This is a genomic window from Alkalinema pantanalense CENA528, from assembly GCF_050753345.1.
GTDB lineage: Bacteria > Cyanobacteriota > Cyanobacteriia > Leptolyngbyales > Leptolyngbyaceae > Alkalinema > Alkalinema pantanalense.
Genome location: NZ_JBLZFX010000103.1, coordinates 1 through 21,155 on the forward strand (window position 1 = coordinate 1; position 21,155 = coordinate 21,155).

Sequence of the window (21,155 nt, forward strand, 5' to 3'; positions counted from 1 at the left end):
GGGTGGGGGCGGGCGGTTGGCTCAGGGCTTGCACGATGCGGCTGAGCACACCTTGGCTGGCCAACCAAATCATGACGGCAGCAAGGGCCGAGGAGGCTCCCACAAACATCAAGAGCTTTTCAGCCAAGCCATAGGACGCTTTGCGCTGTTCTTGGCGAGTCAGTTCTGTTGGGGAAAGGGGCAGTTCTAAAGCATCCTGGCTGTTCGCGATCGCACGCATGCTGGGCTGTTCCGGAGGAGCCATTACAAGGCCGGGTCGGGAAGCCACGAAAGCTGCCAAATCGAGATTTAGGGCAGGTTTAGGCGGCTCTGCCACTTTGACAGGTTCCGTGGGTGGCAATAAACTGCCATCCAAAATTTGGTCAACATCGCCAAACAACTCGTCCATTAAGCTGCTGGCGTAGGTGTTGGACGATGGAGACGATCGATCGGCTGCCTGTTGCGTTTCAACAGGAGCGTCGATATCTGCGTTCCACGACTGTTCTAGTAGGATGTGTTCGTTATTGCGATCGTGTGACATAGCGCTTCCACCAACCCATTCTGTCGGATTGTCTCCAAGAGATGTCTAGCAGTCTACTCGAAAAATCAAAAAACGCTACATATAATGTGGGACTTTTCTAAAAATCCGCCTTCAGGGCGAGGGTGAAGGCAGATATAGCGGTTTCGTTTGTTTTGCTGAAGGGCTTTTGAGGGTGTGCCAATCCTGAGTGTGCCAATCTTTTAAGTGGCATGTTTAGGAGTTGGGTGGTGTTGGCGGGTGAGGGGTAGACGGGTAGACGGGTGAATATCTTGGGGGTTTTGGGTTGTAGAAGGGGAGGAGATCTGTCTGGGGCGATCGTCTGAGGGGCGATCGAACAGCGCCGATCGAGGACTTAGGAAATGAAGGGGGAACGGTAAAGATGAGCTACGTTATGGTGGATGTGGAAACGGATGGGCCGATTCCGGGAGATTATTCCATGGTTTCCTTGGGGGCGATCGTGGTGGAGCCGTCCCTGAGTCAGACTTTTTATGCGGAGTTACGGCCAATTTCCGATCGCTGGATTCCGGAGGCTTTGCAGGTGAGTCAGTTTACCCGTGAAGCAACCCTGCTGTTTGAGGAACCCCAAGGGGTGATGGAGCGTTTTGCCCAGTGGCTTGATGCGGTGAGTGTTGGCCGTGCTTTTTTTGTTTCTGATAATAACGGGTTTGATTGGCAGTTTGTGAATTGGTATTTCCATCATTTTTGCGGTAGAAATCCGTTTGGGCACAGTTCTATAAACTTGGGTTCGCTGTACAAGGGGATCATGAAGGATACATTTGTGAATTTTAAGCATCTTCGCCAAACGAGCCACACGCACAATGCTTTGGATGATGCTAGGGGAAATGCCGAAGCGTTGTTAAAGATGAAGACTGAGTTGGGACTGAAAATTAGTTTGAAATAGGAGCCGCGTAGCCATGGGTCGCACCTCCGTTTCTCTACCCCTCTAGAAAGTTAATGAACCTTTTGTGGGTCTTCGACTCGCTCCATTCCAGCCTCAGCAGTTAAAGAAATACCAAAAGACGGGCTTTCCTGATGTTCTAGTGCCATTATGGAAATATATTTTATTCACTTCTCTCTAATCATCGTCCAACGGAAAGGAGCCCTATGTCGATCGACCTTGAACTGCCCAATATTGGCCCTGAAGATGTCTCAGGTTCAGTCAATTTGATCGAAGCGATCGAAACCGTTATCGATAGCCTGGATACCACCAATTCAGCAATGGTCAGCCAAGGCGATAACGGCCATCTCTGGAAGTTCCAGTACGGCTCCGTCGAAGTCTTTGTCCAATTAACGGGTGTTTCTGACGACGACGTATTAACCGTGTGGTCTAGGATCCTCTCCCTGCCTGTAGCCAACGAAGCCGCCCTCACCCGCAAACTCTTGGAAATGAACTGGCTGAGTACCTTCGAGGCCAGATTCGCGATCGCTGACAACCAAGTCATTGTCATGGCGAACCGCACCGTTGCTGACATTTCTCCCGGCGAAATCTCCCGTGCTATTACCGTTGTTGCCGCGATCGCCGATGACCACGATGAAGCCCTGATCGCCGAATTTGGTTCAAGCAACTAATCGCTATTCATTCATCCCTCAATTCAGGAACCTAGGGTAACCAATCGGTATTCTGCTTTAGCGACTCAATTGAGCCTACCAATTGAGTCTACAAATTTCATCTACAAGATTGCGTCATAAATTTGAACGGTGGAGGAGCCATCTCATGCAGCACAAACTATCTTGGAGCTACGGGCTATCAGGACTCTTAGCCATGGGGTTGGTCATCGTTCCATCGGCTCAGGCCAAGGAATTACCCAACTGTCGCCAACCCAAAACCAATTTAGAAAAAAGTATTTGCCAAGCTTCGGTGAATTGCGATAAACCTGTGACGCAATTGGATATGAACTTTTGTAGTGCTTGGGATGCAGAAGTCAGCGATCGTCAACTCAATCGGGCTTATAAACAACTGAGAGATCAATACCGAAAACAGAATGACCAACATTTTAAAAAACGAGATAACTATTTAGTTAATTCCCAACTTGCTTGGATTAAATATCGCGATACCCATTGCCAATGGATTGCGAGTCGCTTTGATGGGGGCAGTGCGCAACCCATGCTCTACAGCAGTTGTATTGCTACGGTCACGCAGCAGCGCACCAATGAATTGCAAGAAGAATTGGATTTTGAACAAAATCATTAATTGGGCATGGGTAATGCAGCCTAGGTTTACAGTCTACGTCAAATAATCTATGTCTCAAACTTGGCGATTGATTCCGCTATTGTGCGCCGATGGCAAAACACAAATGGCGATCGATCTCTATTTTTTAACCCGCCATGCCCTCGGCCACCATCCCCCTGTCCTGCGGTTCTATACCTGGTCCCCCCCCACCCTGTCCCTTGGCTATCACCAGCACAGTTATCCTGAAGCTTGGAATCATTTAATATGGCAAGGGCAACCGATCGATCTCGTGCGCCGACCTACGGGAGGACGGGCCGTTTTGCACCAAGGCGATCTGACCTATGCCGTCATTGCCTCTGGGTTTGCAACTAACCGCATGGAAAGCTACCAGCAAATTTGTCAATTTCTGATGCAAGGGCTATCCACGATCGGCATTGAACTCCATTACGGAACCGCTGGACGGGGCTACATCCAGAACCCCAACTGTTTCGGCACTGCAACGGCAGCAGATCTAGTCATGTCCGACGGCAGTAAACTGATTGGCAGTGCCCAAGCCCGCAAGGAAAACGCCATCTTACAGCATGGTTCCCTTCGCCTCAATCCCGATCGGGCTCTCTTTACCACTGTCTTTGGCGCAACTGACTTACATCTCCCAACGTTATCTCCAGAGCAACAGGACATCGATCGAGTCATAAATGCTTTAACCCAAGCGGCGATCGATTGCTTTGGCATTGATTTGATCATGCAACCCTTAACGGTGGAGGAACAGCAGGAAATACAAAACATCACCAGTAGCGTTTAATCTCTTCAATCAGATCAGCCACCAGTGAAGCAGTTTTAACAAAAACGGGAACAGAGTGGAACCATTAAGCCAATGCAGAATTTCCAAAATCCGGTGGAACATCTTGCCAACGGCCATTCCCCACGGCTCGGATCGCTTCCTTTAGATCCACATCTCCAGTGTAAATAGCGCGACCCACAATTGCCCCAGTCACCCCGATCGCTTCCAGTCCCAGCAAATTCAGCAAATCCGTGACCGAACTAACGCCACCGGAAGCAATCACTGGAATATTGATATTCGTCGCCAGTTCCCGCAATGCGTCTAGATTCGGGCCTTGCAAAGTTCCATCGCGATGGATATCGGTGTAGATAATCGCCGCTGCCCCCAGTTGGGCCATGCGTTGCGCGAGATCGATCGCTTCCACCTCCGAAGTTTCTAACCATCCCTTCGTTGCCACCTTGCCATTGCGTGCATCAATGCCCACAATAATCTGACCGGGAAACTCACCACACAGATCACCTACCAGTTGCGGCTGTTCCACCGCCACCGTGCCCAAAATCGCACTGCGTACCCCTAAGCCCAGCAAATCCGTTACCCGTGCTCGATCGCGCAAGCCGCCCCCCACCTGCACAGGAATCTCCAATGCCTGCACCACTTTTTCGATCACGGGCAAATTGACCGGCTCTCCCGTTTTTGCCCCATCGAGATCCACTAAGTGCAAGCGGGTAGCCCCTTGATCCTGCCATTGCCGCGCCACGGCCACCGGATCTTCCCCAAACACCTGGGATTGGGCATAGTCCCCTTGGTACAACCGCACACAGTTACCGCCCAAAAGATCGATCGCGGGAATGACTTCCATAGCCTCAGTTCACATAGGGTACAGGGTAATAGGGTACAGGGTTTGGGAACGCAGAGGTAGAGGTAATTTTCTCAACCAGCCTGGGTCATTCACTGGCGTATAGTGGCTACAGGTCTGCATAACTTCAGGTGTATAGACGGCCCATGGACAAAGCCCTAATTGCCAACTTTGCAGCGGCACTCCTTGCCATTGTCAACCCGATCGGGAACCTACCAATTTTCATCAGCTATACCGCTGGAGAACGCCAAGGGGTACAACGTTGGCTTGCGCTGTTTATTTCCGTCACCATTGTAGGATTTTTGCTGCTGTTTTTAATCACAGGCTCAGCCATTCTGAAATTCTTCGGTATCTCTATCGCGGCCTTTCGCATTGCCGGGGGAATTTTACTGCTGCTGACAGGCATCGGTATGGTGCGGGGTCACCAAATGCAACGGACCCACGAAATTGCCAATCAAGCTAAATACACCGATTTTATCGAGGCAGAATCGGTCTATCGCAAAATTCTAATTCCCTTGGGAATCCCGATTTTCGTTGGCCCTGGCTCAATTAGCACTGTGATTTTGTACAGCAGCCAAGCCCGCGATCGGGTGACTTTTCTGGCGCTAATGGGCGTTACTGTCGCCATTTCCCTCTTCACCCTGGTGATCCTGATGAGTAGCCTCTGGATGCGCAAGGTATTGGGCAAATCTGGTCTGGACATCGCCACTCGGATATTAGGGTTGTTCCTCGCCGCGATCGGCGTTCAGTTTATTCTCAGTGGACTGGCCGCTGCCACCATCAACTTCATCAGCCCTGATATCCAGTAAGGAAGACAGCTCATAGATAAAATTTTCCTAAGTCTCACTATCCAATCAACATCCAATCAACGGAGAAGCGAGTCGTGCAGCCATCGCCGATCGACCCACAATTTTCTTCCGTAAATTTAATTGATTACTGACATTAATTAAATTAATCCAAAGCTTTGAGAGCCTAGCCCATTTTTGCGCCAAGATGAGCCAAAGCGTTATGGGCATAGGAGTTTAGGTTGTCTTCGCATCAGGCTACCATCAACTTGCCAGAGGTTTGGGCTGCTCAAATGATCTCCTCGCTACGCTTTTACAGGGATTTATGACATACAATTGCAGGCAACTCGTGTTCTGCCGCTTAGGGGTTTTCTATGAGCATCGGATATGTCGCGCTCGTCCTCCACGCCCATTTACCATTTGTGCGGCATCCTGAGAGCGACTTTGTTCTTGAGGAAGAATGGCTCTACGAAGCTATTACCGAAACCTACATTCCTCTGATCCAAGCCTTTGAGGGACTGAAGCGGGATGGGGTGGAGTTTAAGCTGACCATGAGTATGACACCGCCCCTGGTGTCAATGTTGTTGGATCCGTTGTTGCAGGAGCGCTACGACGAGCACTTAGCGACGCTGGAAGAATTAGCTGAGCTAGAGATCGATCGTCACAAGCACAACGGCCACATGAAGTATTTGGCGGAATACTACGCCAACGAATTTCATCAAGTTCGGTTGATTTGGGAAAAATACGATCGCAATCTAGTTACAGCATTTAAACAGTTTCAAGACTCCAATAACCTGGAAATCATCACCTGCGGGGCTACCCATGGCTACCTGCCGCTGATGAAAATGTATCCCCAAGCGGTTTGGGCTCAGCTCAAAGTGGCCTGTGAGCATTACGAAGAAACCTTTGGGCGCGCACCGAAGGGCATCTGGTTGCCGGAATGTGCCTACTACGAAGGGCTGGAGCGGATGCTGGCCGATACGAATCTGCGCTACTTCTTGACCGATGGTCATGGCATTCTCTACGGACGTCCCCGGCCTCGCTTTGGAACCTATGCGCCGATCTTTACAGAATCGGGAGTCGCTGCGTTTGGACGCGACCATGAGTCTTCTCAACAGGTGTGGTCGTCGGAAGTAGGCTATCCCGGTGCGGTAGAGTACCGCGAGTTTTACCGTGACCTGGGCTGGGATGCGGAGTACGAATACATCAAGCCCTACATCATGCCCAATGGTCAACGGAAGAATGTGGGAATTAAATACCACAAGATTACGGGTAAGGGCCTAGGGCTGAGCGATAAAGCGCTATACGATCCCTACTGGGCGCGGGAAAAGTCGGCGGAACATGCGGGCAACTTCATGCAAAACCGTCAGCAGCAGCTATCTCACCTGCACGGGATGATGCACCGCAAGCCGATTGTGGTGTCGCCCTACGACGCGGAACTGTTTGGTCACTGGTGGTACGAAGGCCCTTGGTTTATTGACTACTTCATGCGTAAGTCTTGGTTTGACCAAAACACCTATGAAGTGACCCACTTGGCTGATTATCTGCGCAGCAATCCAACCCAACAGGTGGTCAGACCGTCCCAATCCAGTTGGGGGTACAAGGGCTTCCATGAATATTGGCTCAATGAAACCAATGCTTGGATTTACCCCCACTTGCACAAGGGTGCTGAGCGCATGATTGATCTCTCCCGGATGGAGCCGCTCGATGAGTTGCAATGGCGCGCGCTCAACCAAGCGGCACGGGAATTGCTTTTAGCGCAATCGTCTGACTGGGCTTTCATTATGCGGACGGGAACGATGGTGCCCTACGCGGTGCGTCGGACTAAGTCCCACCTGCAACGCTTCCATAAGCTATATGACGATCTGCGGGAAGGCAAAGTGGATTCGGGCTGGCTGGAAAAAGTGGAAGCGATCGACAACATCTTCCCGAACATCAACTATCGGGTCTATCGTCCACTCTAGGTCTAGCAGGGCACAGCGGTCATTGCACGATTTGCAACTGTTCAATTACCCGTGCGCCATATTTCTGTTGACGGCTCCAAGATTCTCCAATAGGTGTTTACTCCCCTCGATCGTGACCGATTGAGGGGAGTTTTTTATCCATCCGAGTGATTGAATTCTCTGTAGTGGGCCTGGATCACAATCAGCTAGATTGCCAGATTAACTTCAGTTTTTTGAGCTTGCCCATGACTTGTTTCACAGGAGAGCGCTTCTGGCGGTTTTTTATCACCCGAGCCGGATTCCCCACAGCAACGGAATAGGGCGGAATATTGCGGGTGACGATCGCCCCAGCTCCAATCACACTATGGGAGCCAATTTCCACCCCATCAACAATTGTGACGCCCGATCCGATCCAGACGTCATCCCCGATCGTAATGCCTTTGAAGGTGAGGGGTTGTTGGTGAATGGGGACATCGAGGCGGTTGAAGCTGTGGTTAAAGCCCAGGATCGAGGTGTGGCCGCCGATCCGCACGCCATTGCCCATCGTGACTTTGCCCCGCACCACGGCAGAGACGTTAATCGAGCAATGGTTGCCCATTTTGACGGTGTGGCTGACGTGGGCATGGGCTGCGATGTAGCACCCTTCCCCCATTACCAAGGATTCTGGGAAGATTCCAGCGAGCTTGGAAATAAAGCACTGGGCACCGAATGTCATTTGACCTTGGCTAGCTAGGGCTGCTTGCCAGTCAAGCTGCTCCTGCTTTTCCGCAGCGGTTGCCGTTGCCCAAAATGACCAAGGTTCAAAATCAAAACGATAGGTATCTGGGAAAGTTTCCATGGCCTCGCCTGCAATCAAAGGGCATTGATGGCATTGTTCCCGTAGGATGCTGGAAACTAACGGGGGTATGGGTTTAGGTGGTTGGTCTAGCCTTGGGATGGGTGACCTGGGATTCGAACCCAGAACCAGCGGATTAAGAGTCCGATGCGCTACCATTGCGCCAGTCACCCTTGCACGTATTCTACTCTATCAGATCTTATCGCCCCTGAAAATGGTTTTTCTCAGTGAACCTGTATTCAATTCTGGCGGTGGGCTGTATCAGTAGATACTCAGAACTTTCTGGTCGGAGAAAATCTTCTGGGGATAGTGCCTTAATTGCGTTTGATCCGTAAATTTGATGAGCTAGACAGATCGAACCTGTGCTAAATCTACGCTAAGTGCAAAGAATTCTATCAAGATCCCATTAACCTCCGTGAAATTACGGTTAAGCATGATATTTTTGAGATCCAGTAGATTCCTGGTTTTACAGGTTAAACTGGATTGCGTAGAGATGCAATGAGTCCCTACAGACTATGAATTTTTTGCTAAATCGTTCGACGATCGCTGATCACTCAGTTAATTCTCCATTCTCCCCGACTTCAGTTGCGCCGTTAGAAGTCGGTGGGGCATTTGATTCATTGGTTAGTTTGGAAGAGCTGGTGCCCGATGGGGATTGGCAAGAGGTACTCAGTGCAACCTGGGGATTGCCCTACGAAGAATTACGACCCACTCGCCCCCAATCTTGGCTGCAAGCTTTACGATCGGTTTTCCCGTTCGGTAGATTTGGCAAGCGGTAATCAAGCCGGTTAGGCTGGTTGCTCTCCATTCCCGTGGCAGGACAGTATGCCGATCGAGAAATTCTCTATTCACGCTACTGTCTATTCGCACTTTGCTGACTTCCACGGTTGCGAAGAGATCTAGGCCAACGTTCGCGATCGAGCCATCCCAGGCGATTTAGGACGATTGAGAGCGTAATGCAATAATCGTTACAGTCTCCACCCAAGCCAGTCCAGCGATGTAATTGAGGTTGATTTTGGGAGTAGAGACATTGCCATCCCCTCCGAGGGCAATCAGTGGAATGGACGACAAATAATACAAACGAGGGATAGATTTTCCAGGGTCAGGGCATCGCTCCAAAGAAAAGCCTTGAAAGCCACAGGATCTACTCGTTGTAGGACACAGCAGATTTTGCAACGGCTGTCGGGCAGAAGGCGACGCTATCAAACTTGGTTGAACCGCAACATCAGCCAGAAGATCATCAGCACGGCAAAACCTGGCAATACACTGGCAACCCAACTGTTGAAATTAAGGACTTGCTGGGTATCCGTGAACGAACGAACCCATCAACAACCCATCAACAAAACCGAAGGCAGACGCTCCAATAGTTGGGCATTCTACCAAGTTGCGTCAGCGCTTGGGCTACAAGGGCAATTCAGGCAGATGTTGAGTTGATTGTGAGCAAACTCCGCTTATAGAGCCTATTTGAAATCTAGGGCGAGAACCTTGCCTTCCCAAGGCTTTTAGATCGTTTTCCTCAACCTAACCCCTGGTATGCTTCTGGGATCAATCTACTGCCTTCTTAAACCACTGATAGGATCTAGCTATTGGAGGCTGTAGGTCAATCAAAATAGAAAACAAGAAAACATGGGGAACTCTTTACAAATCCCCCATGTTCAGAATTCGCAACCACATTAACAGGCATTCATGATCCTGAAGCCGTAACTATCACCTCAGAATGCTCAATTACTTCTTTTTCTTATCCTTTTTGTCCTTCTTTGCCTTCTCCAGAGGTTCGATCGTAGCAGAACCCTCCTGATGTGCTTTACGATGCTTCGCCTCTACCACCGTATGTACATTTCCACGGGGTTGAAAATCTCCCTTTACCGTCATCTCTAACGGATCACAAGCCGCCACCAAATCATCCAAAATCTGATTCACCGACTCTTCGTGGGAAATGTATTTATCCCGATAGCTATTGACATACAGCTTAATCGCCTTCAGCTCAACGACCTTCCCATCGGGCACATAATCTACATGAATTGTCGCAAAGTCCGGATAACCCGAAAACGGACATTTACAGGTAAACTCCGGTAACGTAATGCTGATATTGTATTCTCGACCCGGACGCGGATTCGGAAACGTAATCAGCTTCCCTTCCTCAATTTCCCGTTCGCCGTACTTCATTGTCGCTTGGCTTGCTTCAGCAGTAGGTTCCACCATAACCATCATTCCTAGCAGGGTTCAACAGGACTCATTCAAGACTCCCTCGCTGATGATACGCGAAAGCGATCGTCCTTGTGGCGTTTTACCCGCATCAAGTTAGATGGGCTGGCGTTTGTCCAGGCTCTGTTGGGGGAAGTCCACAGGGTAGACTAGGCATGGACAAGATATAGACCCGTATCAATAGACCTTGTCAGTTGTTGTATCAGTTGTTGTGAGGACTCTCCATGGAATGGACTGCTGAAGCCGAAGCCAAGCTGAAAGAAATCCCCTTTTTCGTCCGTCCTGCCGCCCGCAAGAAAATCGAAAAACTTGCAGAAGACATGGGCGCAACCCAAATCACTGCCGCAATTTACGACCAAGCCAAAGCCAAATTCGGCAGCAAGTAACGATCGCTCTTCCGCCAGTCATCTCCTGCGATACAATGTCCGTTCAATGAACATTCTGCATTGCACCATCCGTCGGAGTGGGCTGGCTTGGCATTAACCGATCGATCATTGACCGATCGAGCGGTGCCTTAAACAGTTGCCGTAGCACCTCCGGCGATTGTTCGATCGGCGTGGTGCTAATTTTCAAAATCGGCTGGCTTGGTTCCGGCTGACTCAAGCGTTGAATTTCCCGCTCAAACCGCGATCGACCTTGGACAAAAAACTCCGTCGGAGCCGATGGCGTCAAATCCCGTTCTATACGATTCAACAAATTGGGCATCGAGGCGGGTGAAGATTCTTGAGCCGTGGCCGCTGGAGCCAACACCAAGCTACCAAGGGCGATCGGCACCGCGATCGTTGCAACATAGAGCCATCGAGCTTGCATAGGGGTACCTCCCCATAAACGTGAATTACTGCACCCTGCTCTACTTTGATCCTAGCACTCCACTTCAGGGATCTGGATGATGGCAATCCGGCTCGTTCTCTCCTTGGCTTGCCCCAGACCCACGATCGCGCCACGGTCTATCGCTCAAGATCTATCGCGCCAGAGTCTCGGGATCAATGCCCAACTCACGCAGTTTTTCAGACAAGCGTTGCGATCGGGCTTTTTCCTGTTCCAGTTCCTGGCTGGTCTGCTCGAGCTGCACCGCTAATTCCGTCTGGCTCAAAAACCGCTGCCCCGAGGGATAAAACACCTGCAAGTTGTCACCCGAGCAGTCAAAGCGGATCTGCAAGCGTGGGCTGACCCATTCCGTCTCAAACTCCACCACATCCAGCCCCTCATCCCCCCGCAGCCAACCCCGAAACTGCCCCGTGTCTGGGTCATAAATGTAATATTCCTCCACGCCATGGCGATCGTAGAATAGTAACTTACGCTCCATTTCCTCGATCGTGTTACCGGGCGAGAGAATTTCAAACACCACCTGCGGCGCAATATTGTCCTCTTCCCATTGCTTGTAAGAACCGCGATCTTGTTTAGGTCGGCCAAATACCACCATGACATCGGGAGCCGTGCGCCGCTGATTGCGACCTTGGATGGGATACCAGAGCAAATCGCCAGCCACAAATACGTTGGCATCCTCAGCGAAGAGAATATCAAGATTCTTTTTGAGCAGAACAATCCATTCAAACTGCTTCGTATTATCTGCCATCGGCTGGCCGTCACTGTCTGGATAGATTACGGAGTCCGGTTCAGTGGGAGATGTAATTTTTTGGGAAATAACCATAGCTGTAATTCCCGAGAGATGAGGTTTTAGCGCGTTGGAAAAACTGGAAATTTGGACTGGGATACCCTAGCCTACCATACGGGTATCAGTACAAATATATTAAATTATCCTAAATTGCTAAGCCCCTCGTTTTGCCGGAGTTCCGATCGTTTGCCCGATCGTCCCCGTCAGGTTGGTATCCTGCAAAATGGCTCCTTCGCACAGTGCCCCGGATAGATCCGCCCCCGCCAGATTCGCCCCTGCCAAACAAGCTCCCGACAAATCCGTCCCTCGCAACTTCGCCCCCCGCAGGTCAGCCCCCCGCAGATTCGCCTGTTGCAGCTTGGCTCCGGTGAAATCCGCCTTCTTCAGCGTGGCCCAGGATAAATCCGCCTGACTCAACTCCGCTTCACCAAAGCCCGCCCCATAGGCATACACCCGCACCAAATGGGCTTGGATTAACTGCGCTTTGTAAAACTGCGTGCGATAGAGATGGGCGTCCCGCAACTCAGCTTCGTAGAGCGTCGCCCGCGTCAAATCCGCCTCCGCCAAATTCGCTTCGACAAAATTGGCAAAACAGAGGGCCGATCGTTGCAGTTGGGCCTCGGCTAAATCGGCATGGCGAAATTGTGCTTGGCGTAATTCCGTCCCGATTAAGTTTACCCCGGTCAGATCCGCCTCCGAAAAGTTGCAGTTCTTCAGGTCAGAACTGATTAAATTAGCATTGACGAGCTTGGCATTGCGGAAATTCGCTCCGATCGCGCTGCCATTCACCATTTCAACTTCCGTCAAATTCGCCTGGTTGAACTCTGCCTGATGCAACAACGCTTTATTTAAATTCGCCCCCGTGAGGTTCGCAGCAATTAACTTAGCATTGCAAAAATCCGCTCCCTGGAGATTGGCCCCCTGGAGCTCCGTCCCCCGTAGGTTTCGCCCTGCCAATTCCGCCTCCCGCAAATCCACGATCGACTCCTGCGATCGCCACTGGAGCCACGCGATCGGGCCTTTGCCTAATGCCAATAGCGCTGCTAGATCCGCCATGGACTACTCTCGTCGTGTCTCCGTTGGAAAGGCGCGCCCCGGCAAACTTTCCAACGCTGCCAGTACGCCCTGTTCTGCTGCAATAATATCGCGCTCTTCGCCCCCAAGGTAGAGCCGCCCAAAACTGCCCACCGCTGAAATTTGTAGAATATTAATAAATGCCGCCTTTTCCGCTTCGTTAGCCGCCAGGGAGGCATAGGCCGCTGGTTCCACTTCCAAAACGTACAGCGTCTGCCCCGCCAAAATCATATTGCCGCGCCGGGTTCGGTTGATTAATTGCGTGTGGTGGGGAGTGATGTTGCGAATAATGCGGCTGGAAATGACCCGAGGCCGTAGACAATCCGTCGATCGCACCCCTAGGTAATCCATCATCGCCCGCCCCGCTGCGTGGATATCCCCCTGGCTGCTGGCATGGATCTCCATCAAGCCATAGAGCCGCTCAATAATCTGCACCCCTGGACTCACCTGAGCCGACTTGAGGGCGATGTCCATCATTTGGTTAATTTCAATCCCCGGTGACACTTCGATCCAAAGTGAGGCATCCCCCGGCAATGGCAAAAATCCCTGGGCTTCCGTACCCAAATAGGCCGCGTGCTGGCGTTGTAGTCGATCGATGTAGACGTAGCTGCGCAGGTCAATTCCCAAGGGAGTTCTCGCGAAACGGCAAAGCTCTCCCAGTATACGGGGGGGTGGGGACGGGTTGGAAGGGACGTTAGGAAGTCTAGGGAATAATATTAGGAAAACTTATAGTTTCAACTAAAATTCGTCGATGGCTAAATCGTTGAATCTGCCCCGACGTCTCAAGTTCTCCTAAGAGCCGAGTAATGGTGACCCGAGTCGTGCCAATTAACTCTGCTAAACATTGATGGGTCACAGGAATATCGAGTAATAAACCACTGTCGTGGGGTTGTCCAAATTTATAAGCCAGCCATTTCAATGCTTTTAACAGCCGAGAACCAATACGACGACAATGGATAATACTCAGTAATTCTTCAACTTGCTTGCTATGGGTAATTAATAACTCGTCTAGGTGCGGAACTTGGGGATGCAGCGATCGTACCGTGACGCGGGAAAGACATTCAATTTGGTAGGGATTCACCTGGGTCAGGGACGCACTGATAATATCCCCTGGCCCCCAAATACCAACACAACTGACATCGCCGGTTTCATCCCAAGTCATTGTGCGGATTAAACCCTCTTCGATCGTCCACAGGGTGTTATCTTCCAGGGGAAACGTGGCACCTTTCGCGAACCAGCGGATTTGACTGTTGGCTAGAGCGGTCGTGGGCAGGGTGGGGGACATTAAACGGGTATAAGACATACAACATACCTTGAGTGTTTTCTAACGATCGGGGCAATCGTGCAGAGCGAGGTTTCAGCATAAGACAGAGGATGTCAACCAAACGATCGCGCACATTAGAGGTGTTGTTATTCACACAGGAATCATTCACACAGAAATCATTCACACAACAGACGAAACGGAACCAATATCCACTCTCTATAAGCACTTGTACATAACGGTCTGTATACAACATTTTGTATATAACAGCCTATACATAGCGATCTGTACATAATCAATTGAGAAACTATCTATAACAATCCGATCTGATTTGTGAGTAGACTTTGGCTCAAAGCCTTGAAGCCTCTAGGTAGCTCTCTCACGATTCACGTTGGATTGCTATATACTTCACTTCTAGCACACAACTCTCTGCATATTTCTGCATATTCTTATCCACAGGTTCTTACCTACCCGCTGTCTTCATATTGTCTGCACATTCTAAATAATCGGTACGATCAAAGTTTGTACAATTCCAATAATTAACCCAAATAGGCTAGCAAAACCTCTCAATCACTTCAGCAGGAGAGTCCGTTATCCACCAAATTTTCACAATCTACAAATTTTTTCAATCTATATATTTAGCAAACACTTGATGGATCAGTCCAAACAGATGCACTTGTACAGTATAGGACATTTGGCAACAACGCTAAATCAAAAAGATTAATTTTTAGGATGAGATAAAGTGATTCCGATAAAGATTCAATGAATTAACAAAGTTACATCATAGTAATAATTACTTATTCACTAAGAGGAGGCTGAAACATCAAAAAAATCATCAATTTTTCCAGGGAGAATGGAATTTTTGGAAATATCCAAGTAACTACCAGATTTTCGCTATAAATCATGGATTGCTTAATCACCGGAATGCCAGATTGTGCAGAAGAAGGACAACTGTCTGAAGATTAAGATTCTATCCTGGCTATCAAACATAAAAATCGTCCAGATCTATCGACCTGGACTGATGCAACCAATTAGAACCAAATATTTTACTCGATGCTTGCTGAAGTCAGTTTCAGGCAACTCTGGGAGCGCAAAAATAGACCGGGTTCAATCCATTACTCTGCCGTATCATCATGGGCAAAGCGGTTATACAAGAAGTCCAAGGCATAGTTACGGATCTTGTAGTATTCCGGCATTTCCATCATTCGGCTCCGATCGCGGGGGCGCTTGAAGGGAATTTCCAACACTTCGCCAATTTGGGCCGATGGGCCATTGGTCATCATCACCAACTTATCTGCGAGAAACAGCGCTTCATCAATGTCGTGGGTAATCATCAACACGGTGTTGCGGCTGTTATTCCAGATTTTCAGCAATTCCTCTTGGAGTTCTTCCTTGGTAATGGCATCTAGCGCCCCAAAGGGTTCATCTAGAACCAGCACTTCGGGACGAATGGACAGCGCCCGCGCGATCGCTACCCGTTGCCGCATCCCCCCGGAAATTTGCGGGGGCGTTTTTTCCATGGCTTCCAGCAAACCCACCATTTTCAGGTGCTCTTTGACGATGTCGTCCTTTTCGCCCTTGGATTTATTGGGATACACGGCATTCACCGCCAGGTAGACGTTTTCGTACACCGTCAGCCAAGGCAGCAGTGCATAGCCCTGGAACACCACCATACGATCGGGGCCGGGACGGGTGATCGATTCGCCTTTGAGTTTCACCGTCCCCGCCGTGGGTTGGGAAAATCCGCTGACCATATTGAGCAACGTCGATTTGCCACAGCCGGAGTGCCCAATGAGGCAAATAAATTCACCTTGCTTAATGGTCAAATTAACGCCATCGAGGACGACATACTCGCCATCGGCAGTTGGGAAACTCTTTTTGACATCCTTCAGCACCAAAAAATCATCAGTTTCAGGTTGAGGCGCGATCGGACGAGGGTTTCTGGAGGTACTAACCATGGATTCTGGAGTAGATAAGGTTTTCATAGACTGGATTCCTGGGCAATTGTGGGTAATACCAAATGGATTGGGTCTAAGAAGCTAGCCCATTGCTGACCGATCGCTGATTACGCCGCCCGCGCCGTGGGCACACCTAACATGACATCTGCCATGTAAATGTCGTGCTTAATTTCTAAACTGTTGAGGTAGCTAATGGGATCATCAGCGGTGAACTTGCTGCCATCAAAAAGTTCGATCGCGCCTCGGCTGTAGGTCGTCATGTCCGACAGCCCCAATTCCCGCGCGGCCACACTAAACACACTCACCTTGCAGACCCGCTCTAAGACTTCCACCCAGTTGCGAGGAAAGGCCACATCACCCCAGCGAGCCATTTGGGTCAGCAACCACAGATTTTCCGTACGGCTGGGACGATTGGCCGTGCCCCCAAAGAAAACATGGTGGGACAGTTGGCGATTATCTTTGGTCACGCTACAGGTAGCCTGTTGTTGATCGCTTAGGTAAATGTATTCGTGATCCATGGATAAGTACTCTGCTTGAGAAAGAATTTCTCGTACTTCACCGTGGTGAGCAGGATTAGCACAGTATTGGCAAGCTTCCAGCAATGCTTTGACCAATGCAACGTGGGTGTTGGGATAGGCTAAAGCCCAGTCTTCCCGAACGCCGAGAACCTTACCAGGATGGCCATTCCAGATTTCCAAATCCGTAGCGATTTCGTAGCCAATTTCTTCCACCACGGCCCGCGTCACCCAGGGCTCCCCGATCGAATAGCCGTCGATCGTCCCCGATTGTAAATTAGCGACCATTTGCGCGGGCGGTAAAGGCAGCACTTCCACATCCTTGTCGGGATCAATGCCCCCTGCCGCTAACCAGTAGCGCAACAGCAGGTTGTGGGAAGATGCCGGGTGTGCAACGCCAAAGATGTGTTTCTTGTCCGGGGTAGATCGCAGAAAGCGTTTTAGATCATCCAAACTGCGAATGCCCTGATCGGCAAAGCGTTTATCCAGAGCGATCGCGTTACCGTTGCGGGTCAGGGTGAGGGAGGTCGCGACGGGAACGGGCTTGTCGTTCATGCCGCCCACGGTCATCCAAACGGGCATCCCCGAAGGCATCAAAGCCGCATCCATGTAGCCTCCGGCAATACCATCCTGAATGCCGCGCCAAGTGGATTCCCGCACCAGGTTTACTTCATCCAAACCATGGTGGGCAAAGAAGCCTTTTTCCTTGGCAATGACGATCGGGGCACAGGCCACCAGGGGCAAAAAGCCGATTTCCAAGTTGACTTTTTCTAGGCCGTGACGGGATACCACGGTTTGCTTGCGAGCGCGGAGCTTTTTAATTAACTTCTGTTGGTTCAGGAAGTAGATGATTTCGCTACGGTATTTGTAGTAGTTGGGATGCTCCACCACTTCCATGCGCTTGCGGGGACGGGGAATGTCCACCTCCAGGATTTGCCCAATGTTGGATTCCGGCCCGTTGGTCAGCATCACAACCCGATCGCTGAGCAAAATCGCCTCGTCCACATCATGGGTGACCATAATGGCGGTGACTTTATTTTCCTCGCAAATCTTCATTAACTGCTCTTGCAGATTGCCGCGCGTCAAGGCATCCAGCGCCCCAAAGGGTTCATCCAGCAACAGCAATTTGGGACGAATCGCCAAGGCCCGCGCGATCGCCACCCGTTGTTTCATGCCCCCGGATAATTGCTCAGGCGGCTTGTCCGCAGCGTGGCGCAGCCCCACCATGTCAATGTGCTGCTCAATCACCTCTTCCTGTTCTGCCTTGGAGAGATGGGACAGAACGTTTTTCACCGCCAGCCGAATGTTTTCCCGCACGGTCATCCAGGGCAGAAGGGAATAGTTCTGGAATACGACCATGCGATCGGGGCCGGGACGCAGAATTTGTTCCCCCTGCAACATGACCACCCCATCGGTTGGCACATCCAATCCCGCCACCATGTTCAACAGCGTTGATTTGCCACAACCGGAGTGACCAATCAGCGAGATAAATTCACCCTTTTCAATGTTTAACTCAATCCCCTTCAGTGCAACGTATTGCCCACCGCCACTGAGTTCAAAGGTTTTCTCTAAATTCTCAACTGCCACAAAAGTCATAATGCCTGCTCCTACAATTCTGGAATGAAGATTCTTGACCCATCAACGAATTAGAAAAGGTGAGAGAAACAAAAACAGAGGAGAACAGAACCAAAATCCTGTTTTGTCTCTCCCACCGCTCTTGCAGGGCAAGAGCAAGCTGGGATTAGCGCCGACCCGGCAGGAGACGAGCTTGTAACCATTCCATGAATTTGTCTAAACCCCATCCCACCAAGCCAATGTAGACCAGCGCCAAAATAATTTCGCTCACTTGACTATTTTGGTAGGCATTCCAGATGAAGAAACCAATACCCACAATTCCGGACATGACGATTTCTGCGGCGATAATTGCCAACCAAGCTAGACCAATGGCAATCCGTAAGCCAGTGAAGATATAGGGCAACGCGGAAGGGAAGAGAATCTTGAAGTAAAACTCAGATTTGGGTAGTTGTAGAACTTGAGCAACGTTGGTGTAGTCCTGGGGAATCTGTTTGACGCCAACGGAGGTGTTAATCAAAATTGGCCAAACGGCGGTAATGAAAATCACGAACAAGGCTGCGGGTTGATTCTGTTGCAACGCAGCGAGAGAAATAGGCACCCACGCAAGGGGAGGCACAGTCCGCAAAATTTGGAAAATTGGATCAAGGCCCTTGTAAATCCGTTGGTTTAAACCAATGATAACGCCAACGGAAATGCCTACAACTGCGGCTAAGGAATAGCCAATCATCACCCGTTGCAAACTTGCGAATACCTGCCAAAACAAACCTTTATCCGTACCACCCCGATCGTAAAACGGGTAGAGAATCAATTTCCAAGTCTCTTGAACGACCCGAATTGGCCCTGGTAGGCTTTGATTAAACAGCGAGAAAAATTGCCACAGGGCTAACAGAATGAACAACGTGATCAGGGGAGTGGCAATATCATCAATCCGCTGTCGTAGCTTGGCGTCTAAGACAAATCCTGACGAGGTAGAACGCTTTTGTGCAATGGTCATGGGTTTGTTCTCCTAAGTTTACTTGCTCTTGCGATCGATGCCTGGGAAATTACACGCGCTTAATCTTGAGGCTGGCTAAATAGGCTTCGGGATTAGCGGGGTCAAACTTAGTCCCATCGAAGAATTCCTCCACCCCACGGGAGGTACTGGTCGGAATGTCGGAGGCTGGTACCCCTAATTCCTGTGCAGCTTGTTTCCAGAGGTCTTCCCGATTGACTTGATCAATCAGCGTTTTGGCATTGGCTAAGGTTTCCTTCGGCAAGAAGCCCCAACGCACACTTTCCGTTAAAAACCAGAGATCATGGCTCTTGTAGGGATAGGAAACGCTGCCCTTAGCATCTTTCCAGTACAGAGCGGCTTTGGCGCGATCGTTGATTTCCCGCTCACCCATGTTGTATTTACCCATGAACGGATCGAGAAACACCTGCTCGGGCAATCCAACATATTCCCGCCGCGCCATAATCGAAGCCAATTCAGCACGATTGTCAAAGTTATCACACCACTGTTGGGCTTCCATTAATCCTTTCAGTAACGCCTTTGTTGCTTTAGGATGTTTATCAACCCAATCTTTACGAATGGCGAGGTATTCTTCCGGGTGATTCGGCCAGATTTCTGCGGTCAATGCCGACATGAATCCAATATTTTCCGTCACAATGCGGTAGGGCCAAGGGTCACCTGTGCTGAAAGCATCCATGGAACCCGCTTTCATATCAGCAACCGTTTGGGCAGAAGGAACCGTCAACATGCTGGCTTCAGAATCGGGATCGACTCCATTAGCTGCTAGCCAATAGCGCATCCAAAAATCTTGATTGACCGCAGGAAAGGTATTTGCTGCTTTGAACAGCGTTCCCTGGGATTTCATCTGTTCAAATACAGATTTATCTTGAAGTTTGAGACCAATGCCTTTGCCTTTATGTTTCCCTGCGATCGCGATTCCATTACCTTGGGTGACTAACTGTGCTAGCACATACATGGGAACCTTAGCCCCATCGGTAATGATGCCTTCTGAAATCAGATAGGGCATTGGCATTTGCCATTGGCCGCCATCAATCCCCCCTGCTGCCGCACCAATCTTGACGTTATCCCGTGCAGCTCCCCAGTTGGCTTGCTTGTCTACGGAGACTTCGGTCATACCGTATTTAGCAAAGAACCCTTTTTCTTTGGCAATAATCAGGGGGGCGGCTTCGACGATCGGAATGTAGCCCAATTTAATCGCTTTGACCTCGGGTTCTTCGCCCGCTTTCACACCGGAACCTGCCGCAACTGCGGGGGATGAGGACACTGCGGGCTTATCTTCGGGCGGATTACCCAGACACCCTTTCAGAAGAATCGAACTCATAGCCGTCGCACTGGCAGTCAGCACAAATTTGCGCCGTGAAAGCGCCATGTTCTTCCGAGACATTTCTCCCTCCTTAATCCAACAAACCTATGAGTTCAATAACCAAATCAATAGATAGCCAAATCAACCATTGTTTTCCAAAGCATTAGAAAGCATGGTGAAGGCGTTATAAAATTGGCGAATATCTATTAATTTGGGTGGAGCGAAACCTTGATTCAATTCAGCCAAACTAGCGTTTGACCGCGTCGCAAGATTCCGAAATCCATCTGATTCAGCGAACCAAATCAGGTAGTGTAGACCGATATAACTCCACAACAGATTGATTTGACTCGATACCTAGAAGGATTCATTGCTGAACTCTTCAATGATTAAATTATTCAGTAGGCAATCTGAAAAGTCTAGTAGCTACCCTTCATTAATTTTCGATGTGATTGATAAGAAAATCTTTGAGATGTTGGTCAGAATAACCTGGATTAGATTATCAGTAGTAACAAGACTCTATTCAACAGCGCTTCCAAGTGCAATACAGCGATCGAGAATTGATCAAGAATCAATCAATGGATTCCATAGGCTCTATTTTCCTGCGGTTCAATTGAACAATACTCCGGACAAAATTAAGCGGCGATGATGCCGTGTTCACAGAGGGTTGAGTAGTTGGGATGTGATTTAATCGAAGTCGGGTCAAGCTCTAACTTGTGAATAAATTGATTGAGAAGGTATTCATTGAAG

At 49.8% G+C, this 21,155-nt stretch carries 22 protein-coding genes and 1 tRNA gene; 8 read left to right on the forward strand and 15 right to left on the reverse strand.

What is annotated here, in order from left to right:
• Positions 1-520 (reverse strand): hypothetical protein (locus ACN4EG_RS23095; protein WP_431632619.1); only part of this gene is annotated, 520 nt, incomplete at its 3' end.
• 379 nt (positions 521-899) lie between these two features.
• Between ACN4EG_RS23095 and ACN4EG_RS23100 the strand changes: the two genes are divergently transcribed.
• The 4 genes from ACN4EG_RS23100 to ACN4EG_RS23115 all read left to right on the forward strand — a co-directional run bounded on the left by ACN4EG_RS23100 (position 900) and on the right by ACN4EG_RS23115 (position 3,492).
• Positions 900-1,421, forward strand: coding sequence for a 3'-5' exonuclease (locus tag ACN4EG_RS23100; RefSeq protein WP_431632620.1), 522 nt, complete (start codon positions 900-902; stop codon positions 1,419-1,421).
• 203 nt (positions 1,422-1,624) lie between these two features.
• Positions 1,625-2,089, forward strand: a complete 465-nt coding sequence (locus ACN4EG_RS23105; RefSeq protein WP_431632621.1) for a YbjN domain-containing protein — start codon at positions 1,625-1,627, stop codon at positions 2,087-2,089.
• Positions 2,090-2,234: 145 nt separating this feature from the next.
• Positions 2,235-2,711: a lysozyme inhibitor LprI family protein gene (locus ACN4EG_RS23110; protein WP_431632622.1), complete on the forward strand. Its 477-nt coding sequence runs from the start codon at positions 2,235-2,237 to the stop codon at positions 2,709-2,711.
• A 49-nt stretch (positions 2,712-2,760) separates the two neighbouring features.
• A complete protein-coding gene (locus tag ACN4EG_RS23115) occupies positions 2,761-3,492 on the forward strand; it encodes a lipoate--protein ligase family protein (RefSeq protein ID WP_431632623.1) in 732 nt (243 codons plus the stop codon).
• Between the two features lie 64 nt (positions 3,493-3,556).
• Here ACN4EG_RS23115 and hisA read toward each other — a convergent pair whose 3' ends face one another.
• Positions 3,557-4,330: a 1-(5-phosphoribosyl)-5-[(5-phosphoribosylamino)methylideneamino]imidazole-4-carboxamide isomerase gene (hisA, locus tag ACN4EG_RS23120; RefSeq protein WP_431632624.1), complete on the reverse strand. Its 774-nt coding sequence runs from the start codon at positions 4,328-4,330 to the stop codon at positions 3,557-3,559.
• A 143-nt stretch (positions 4,331-4,473) separates the two neighbouring features.
• Between hisA and ACN4EG_RS23125 the strand changes: the two genes are divergently transcribed.
• Positions 4,474-5,136 (forward strand): MarC family protein, encoded by a 663-nt coding sequence (locus ACN4EG_RS23125; protein WP_431632625.1) that lies wholly within the window; start codon positions 4,474-4,476, stop codon positions 5,134-5,136.
• 45 nt (positions 5,137-5,181) lie between these two features.
• On the opposite strand, the gene ACN4EG_RS23130 is transcribed toward ACN4EG_RS23125, so the two are convergent.
• Positions 5,182-5,343 carry a hypothetical protein gene (locus ACN4EG_RS23130; RefSeq protein WP_431632626.1) on the reverse strand — a complete coding sequence of 54 codons (162 nt, stop codon included), beginning with the start codon at positions 5,341-5,343 and terminating at the stop codon, positions 5,182-5,184.
• Positions 5,344-5,486: 143 nt separating this feature from the next.
• Between ACN4EG_RS23130 and ACN4EG_RS23135 the strand changes: the two genes are divergently transcribed.
• The gene (locus ACN4EG_RS23135) at positions 5,487-7,076 is read left to right on the forward strand and encodes a glycoside hydrolase family 57 protein (protein ID WP_431632627.1); all 1,590 of its coding nucleotides are present in this window, start codon (positions 5,487-5,489) and stop codon (positions 7,074-7,076) included.
• 181 nt (positions 7,077-7,257) lie between these two features.
• Here the strand turns inward: ACN4EG_RS23135 and ACN4EG_RS23140 are convergent, their stop codons facing one another.
• Complete coding sequence (locus ACN4EG_RS23140; protein ID WP_431632628.1) at positions 7,258-7,893, reverse strand: acyltransferase; 636 nt, start codon at positions 7,891-7,893, stop codon at positions 7,258-7,260.
• Between the two features lie 98 nt (positions 7,894-7,991).
• Positions 7,992-8,063 (reverse strand) — tRNA-Lys (locus tag ACN4EG_RS23145).
• 342 nt (positions 8,064-8,405) lie between these two features.
• On the opposite strand from ACN4EG_RS23145, the gene ACN4EG_RS23150 reads away from it, so the two are divergent.
• Positions 8,406-8,669, forward strand: coding sequence for a hypothetical protein (locus ACN4EG_RS23150; RefSeq protein WP_431632629.1), 264 nt, complete (start codon positions 8,406-8,408; stop codon positions 8,667-8,669).
• 946 nt (positions 8,670-9,615) lie between these two features.
• Here the strand turns inward: ACN4EG_RS23150 and queF are convergent.
• Positions 9,616-10,092, reverse strand: a complete 477-nt coding sequence (gene queF, locus ACN4EG_RS23155) for a preQ(1) synthase (protein ID WP_431632630.1) — start codon at positions 10,090-10,092, stop codon at positions 9,616-9,618.
• A 227-nt stretch (positions 10,093-10,319) separates the two neighbouring features.
• Here queF and ACN4EG_RS23160 point away from each other — a divergent pair, with 227 nt between their 5' ends.
• On the forward strand, positions 10,320-10,481 hold the full coding sequence (locus tag ACN4EG_RS23160; RefSeq protein WP_431632631.1) for a PCP reductase family protein: 162 nt from the start codon (positions 10,320-10,322) through the stop codon (positions 10,479-10,481).
• 43 nt (positions 10,482-10,524) lie between these two features.
• Here ACN4EG_RS23160 and ACN4EG_RS23165 read toward each other — a convergent pair whose 3' ends face one another.
• From ACN4EG_RS23165 to ACN4EG_RS23205, 9 genes are all read right to left on the reverse strand, one after another.
• On the reverse strand, positions 10,525-10,905 hold the full coding sequence (locus ACN4EG_RS23165; RefSeq protein ID WP_431632632.1) for a hypothetical protein: 381 nt from the start codon (positions 10,903-10,905) through the stop codon (positions 10,525-10,527).
• 151 nt (positions 10,906-11,056) lie between these two features.
• The gene (locus ACN4EG_RS23170) at positions 11,057-11,746 is read right to left on the reverse strand and encodes a Uma2 family endonuclease (protein WP_431632633.1); all 690 of its coding nucleotides are present in this window, start codon (positions 11,744-11,746) and stop codon (positions 11,057-11,059) included.
• A 117-nt stretch (positions 11,747-11,863) separates the two neighbouring features.
• Positions 11,864-12,766, reverse strand: a complete 903-nt coding sequence (locus ACN4EG_RS23175; RefSeq protein WP_431632634.1) for a pentapeptide repeat-containing protein — start codon at positions 12,764-12,766, stop codon at positions 11,864-11,866.
• Positions 12,767-12,769: 3 nt separating this feature from the next.
• Entirely contained in the window at positions 12,770-13,411 is a 642-nt protein-coding gene (locus ACN4EG_RS23180) for a hypothetical protein (protein ID WP_431632635.1), read from the reverse strand.
• Positions 13,412-13,487: 76 nt separating this feature from the next.
• Positions 13,488-14,087 (reverse strand): Crp/Fnr family transcriptional regulator, encoded by a 600-nt coding sequence (locus ACN4EG_RS23185; RefSeq protein ID WP_431632636.1) that lies wholly within the window; start codon positions 14,085-14,087, stop codon positions 13,488-13,490.
• A gap of 1,073 nt (positions 14,088-15,160) precedes the next feature.
• A complete protein-coding gene (locus ACN4EG_RS23190) occupies positions 15,161-16,030 on the reverse strand; it encodes a nitrate ABC transporter ATP-binding protein (RefSeq protein ID WP_431632637.1) in 870 nt (289 codons plus the stop codon).
• Positions 16,031-16,110: 80 nt separating this feature from the next.
• A complete protein-coding gene (locus tag ACN4EG_RS23195) occupies positions 16,111-18,114 on the reverse strand; it encodes an ABC transporter ATP-binding/substrate-binding protein (RefSeq protein ID WP_431632638.1) in 2,004 nt (667 codons plus the stop codon).
• Positions 18,115-18,259: 145 nt separating this feature from the next.
• Positions 18,260-19,087 (reverse strand): nitrate ABC transporter permease, encoded by an 828-nt coding sequence (gene ntrB, locus ACN4EG_RS23200; protein WP_431632639.1) that lies wholly within the window; start codon positions 19,085-19,087, stop codon positions 18,260-18,262.
• 49 nt (positions 19,088-19,136) lie between these two features.
• Positions 19,137-20,489 carry a CmpA/NrtA family ABC transporter substrate-binding protein gene (locus tag ACN4EG_RS23205; protein ID WP_431632640.1) on the reverse strand — a complete coding sequence of 451 codons (1,353 nt, stop codon included), beginning with the start codon at positions 20,487-20,489 and terminating at the stop codon, positions 19,137-19,139.
• Positions 20,490-21,155 lie beyond the last annotated feature (666 nt).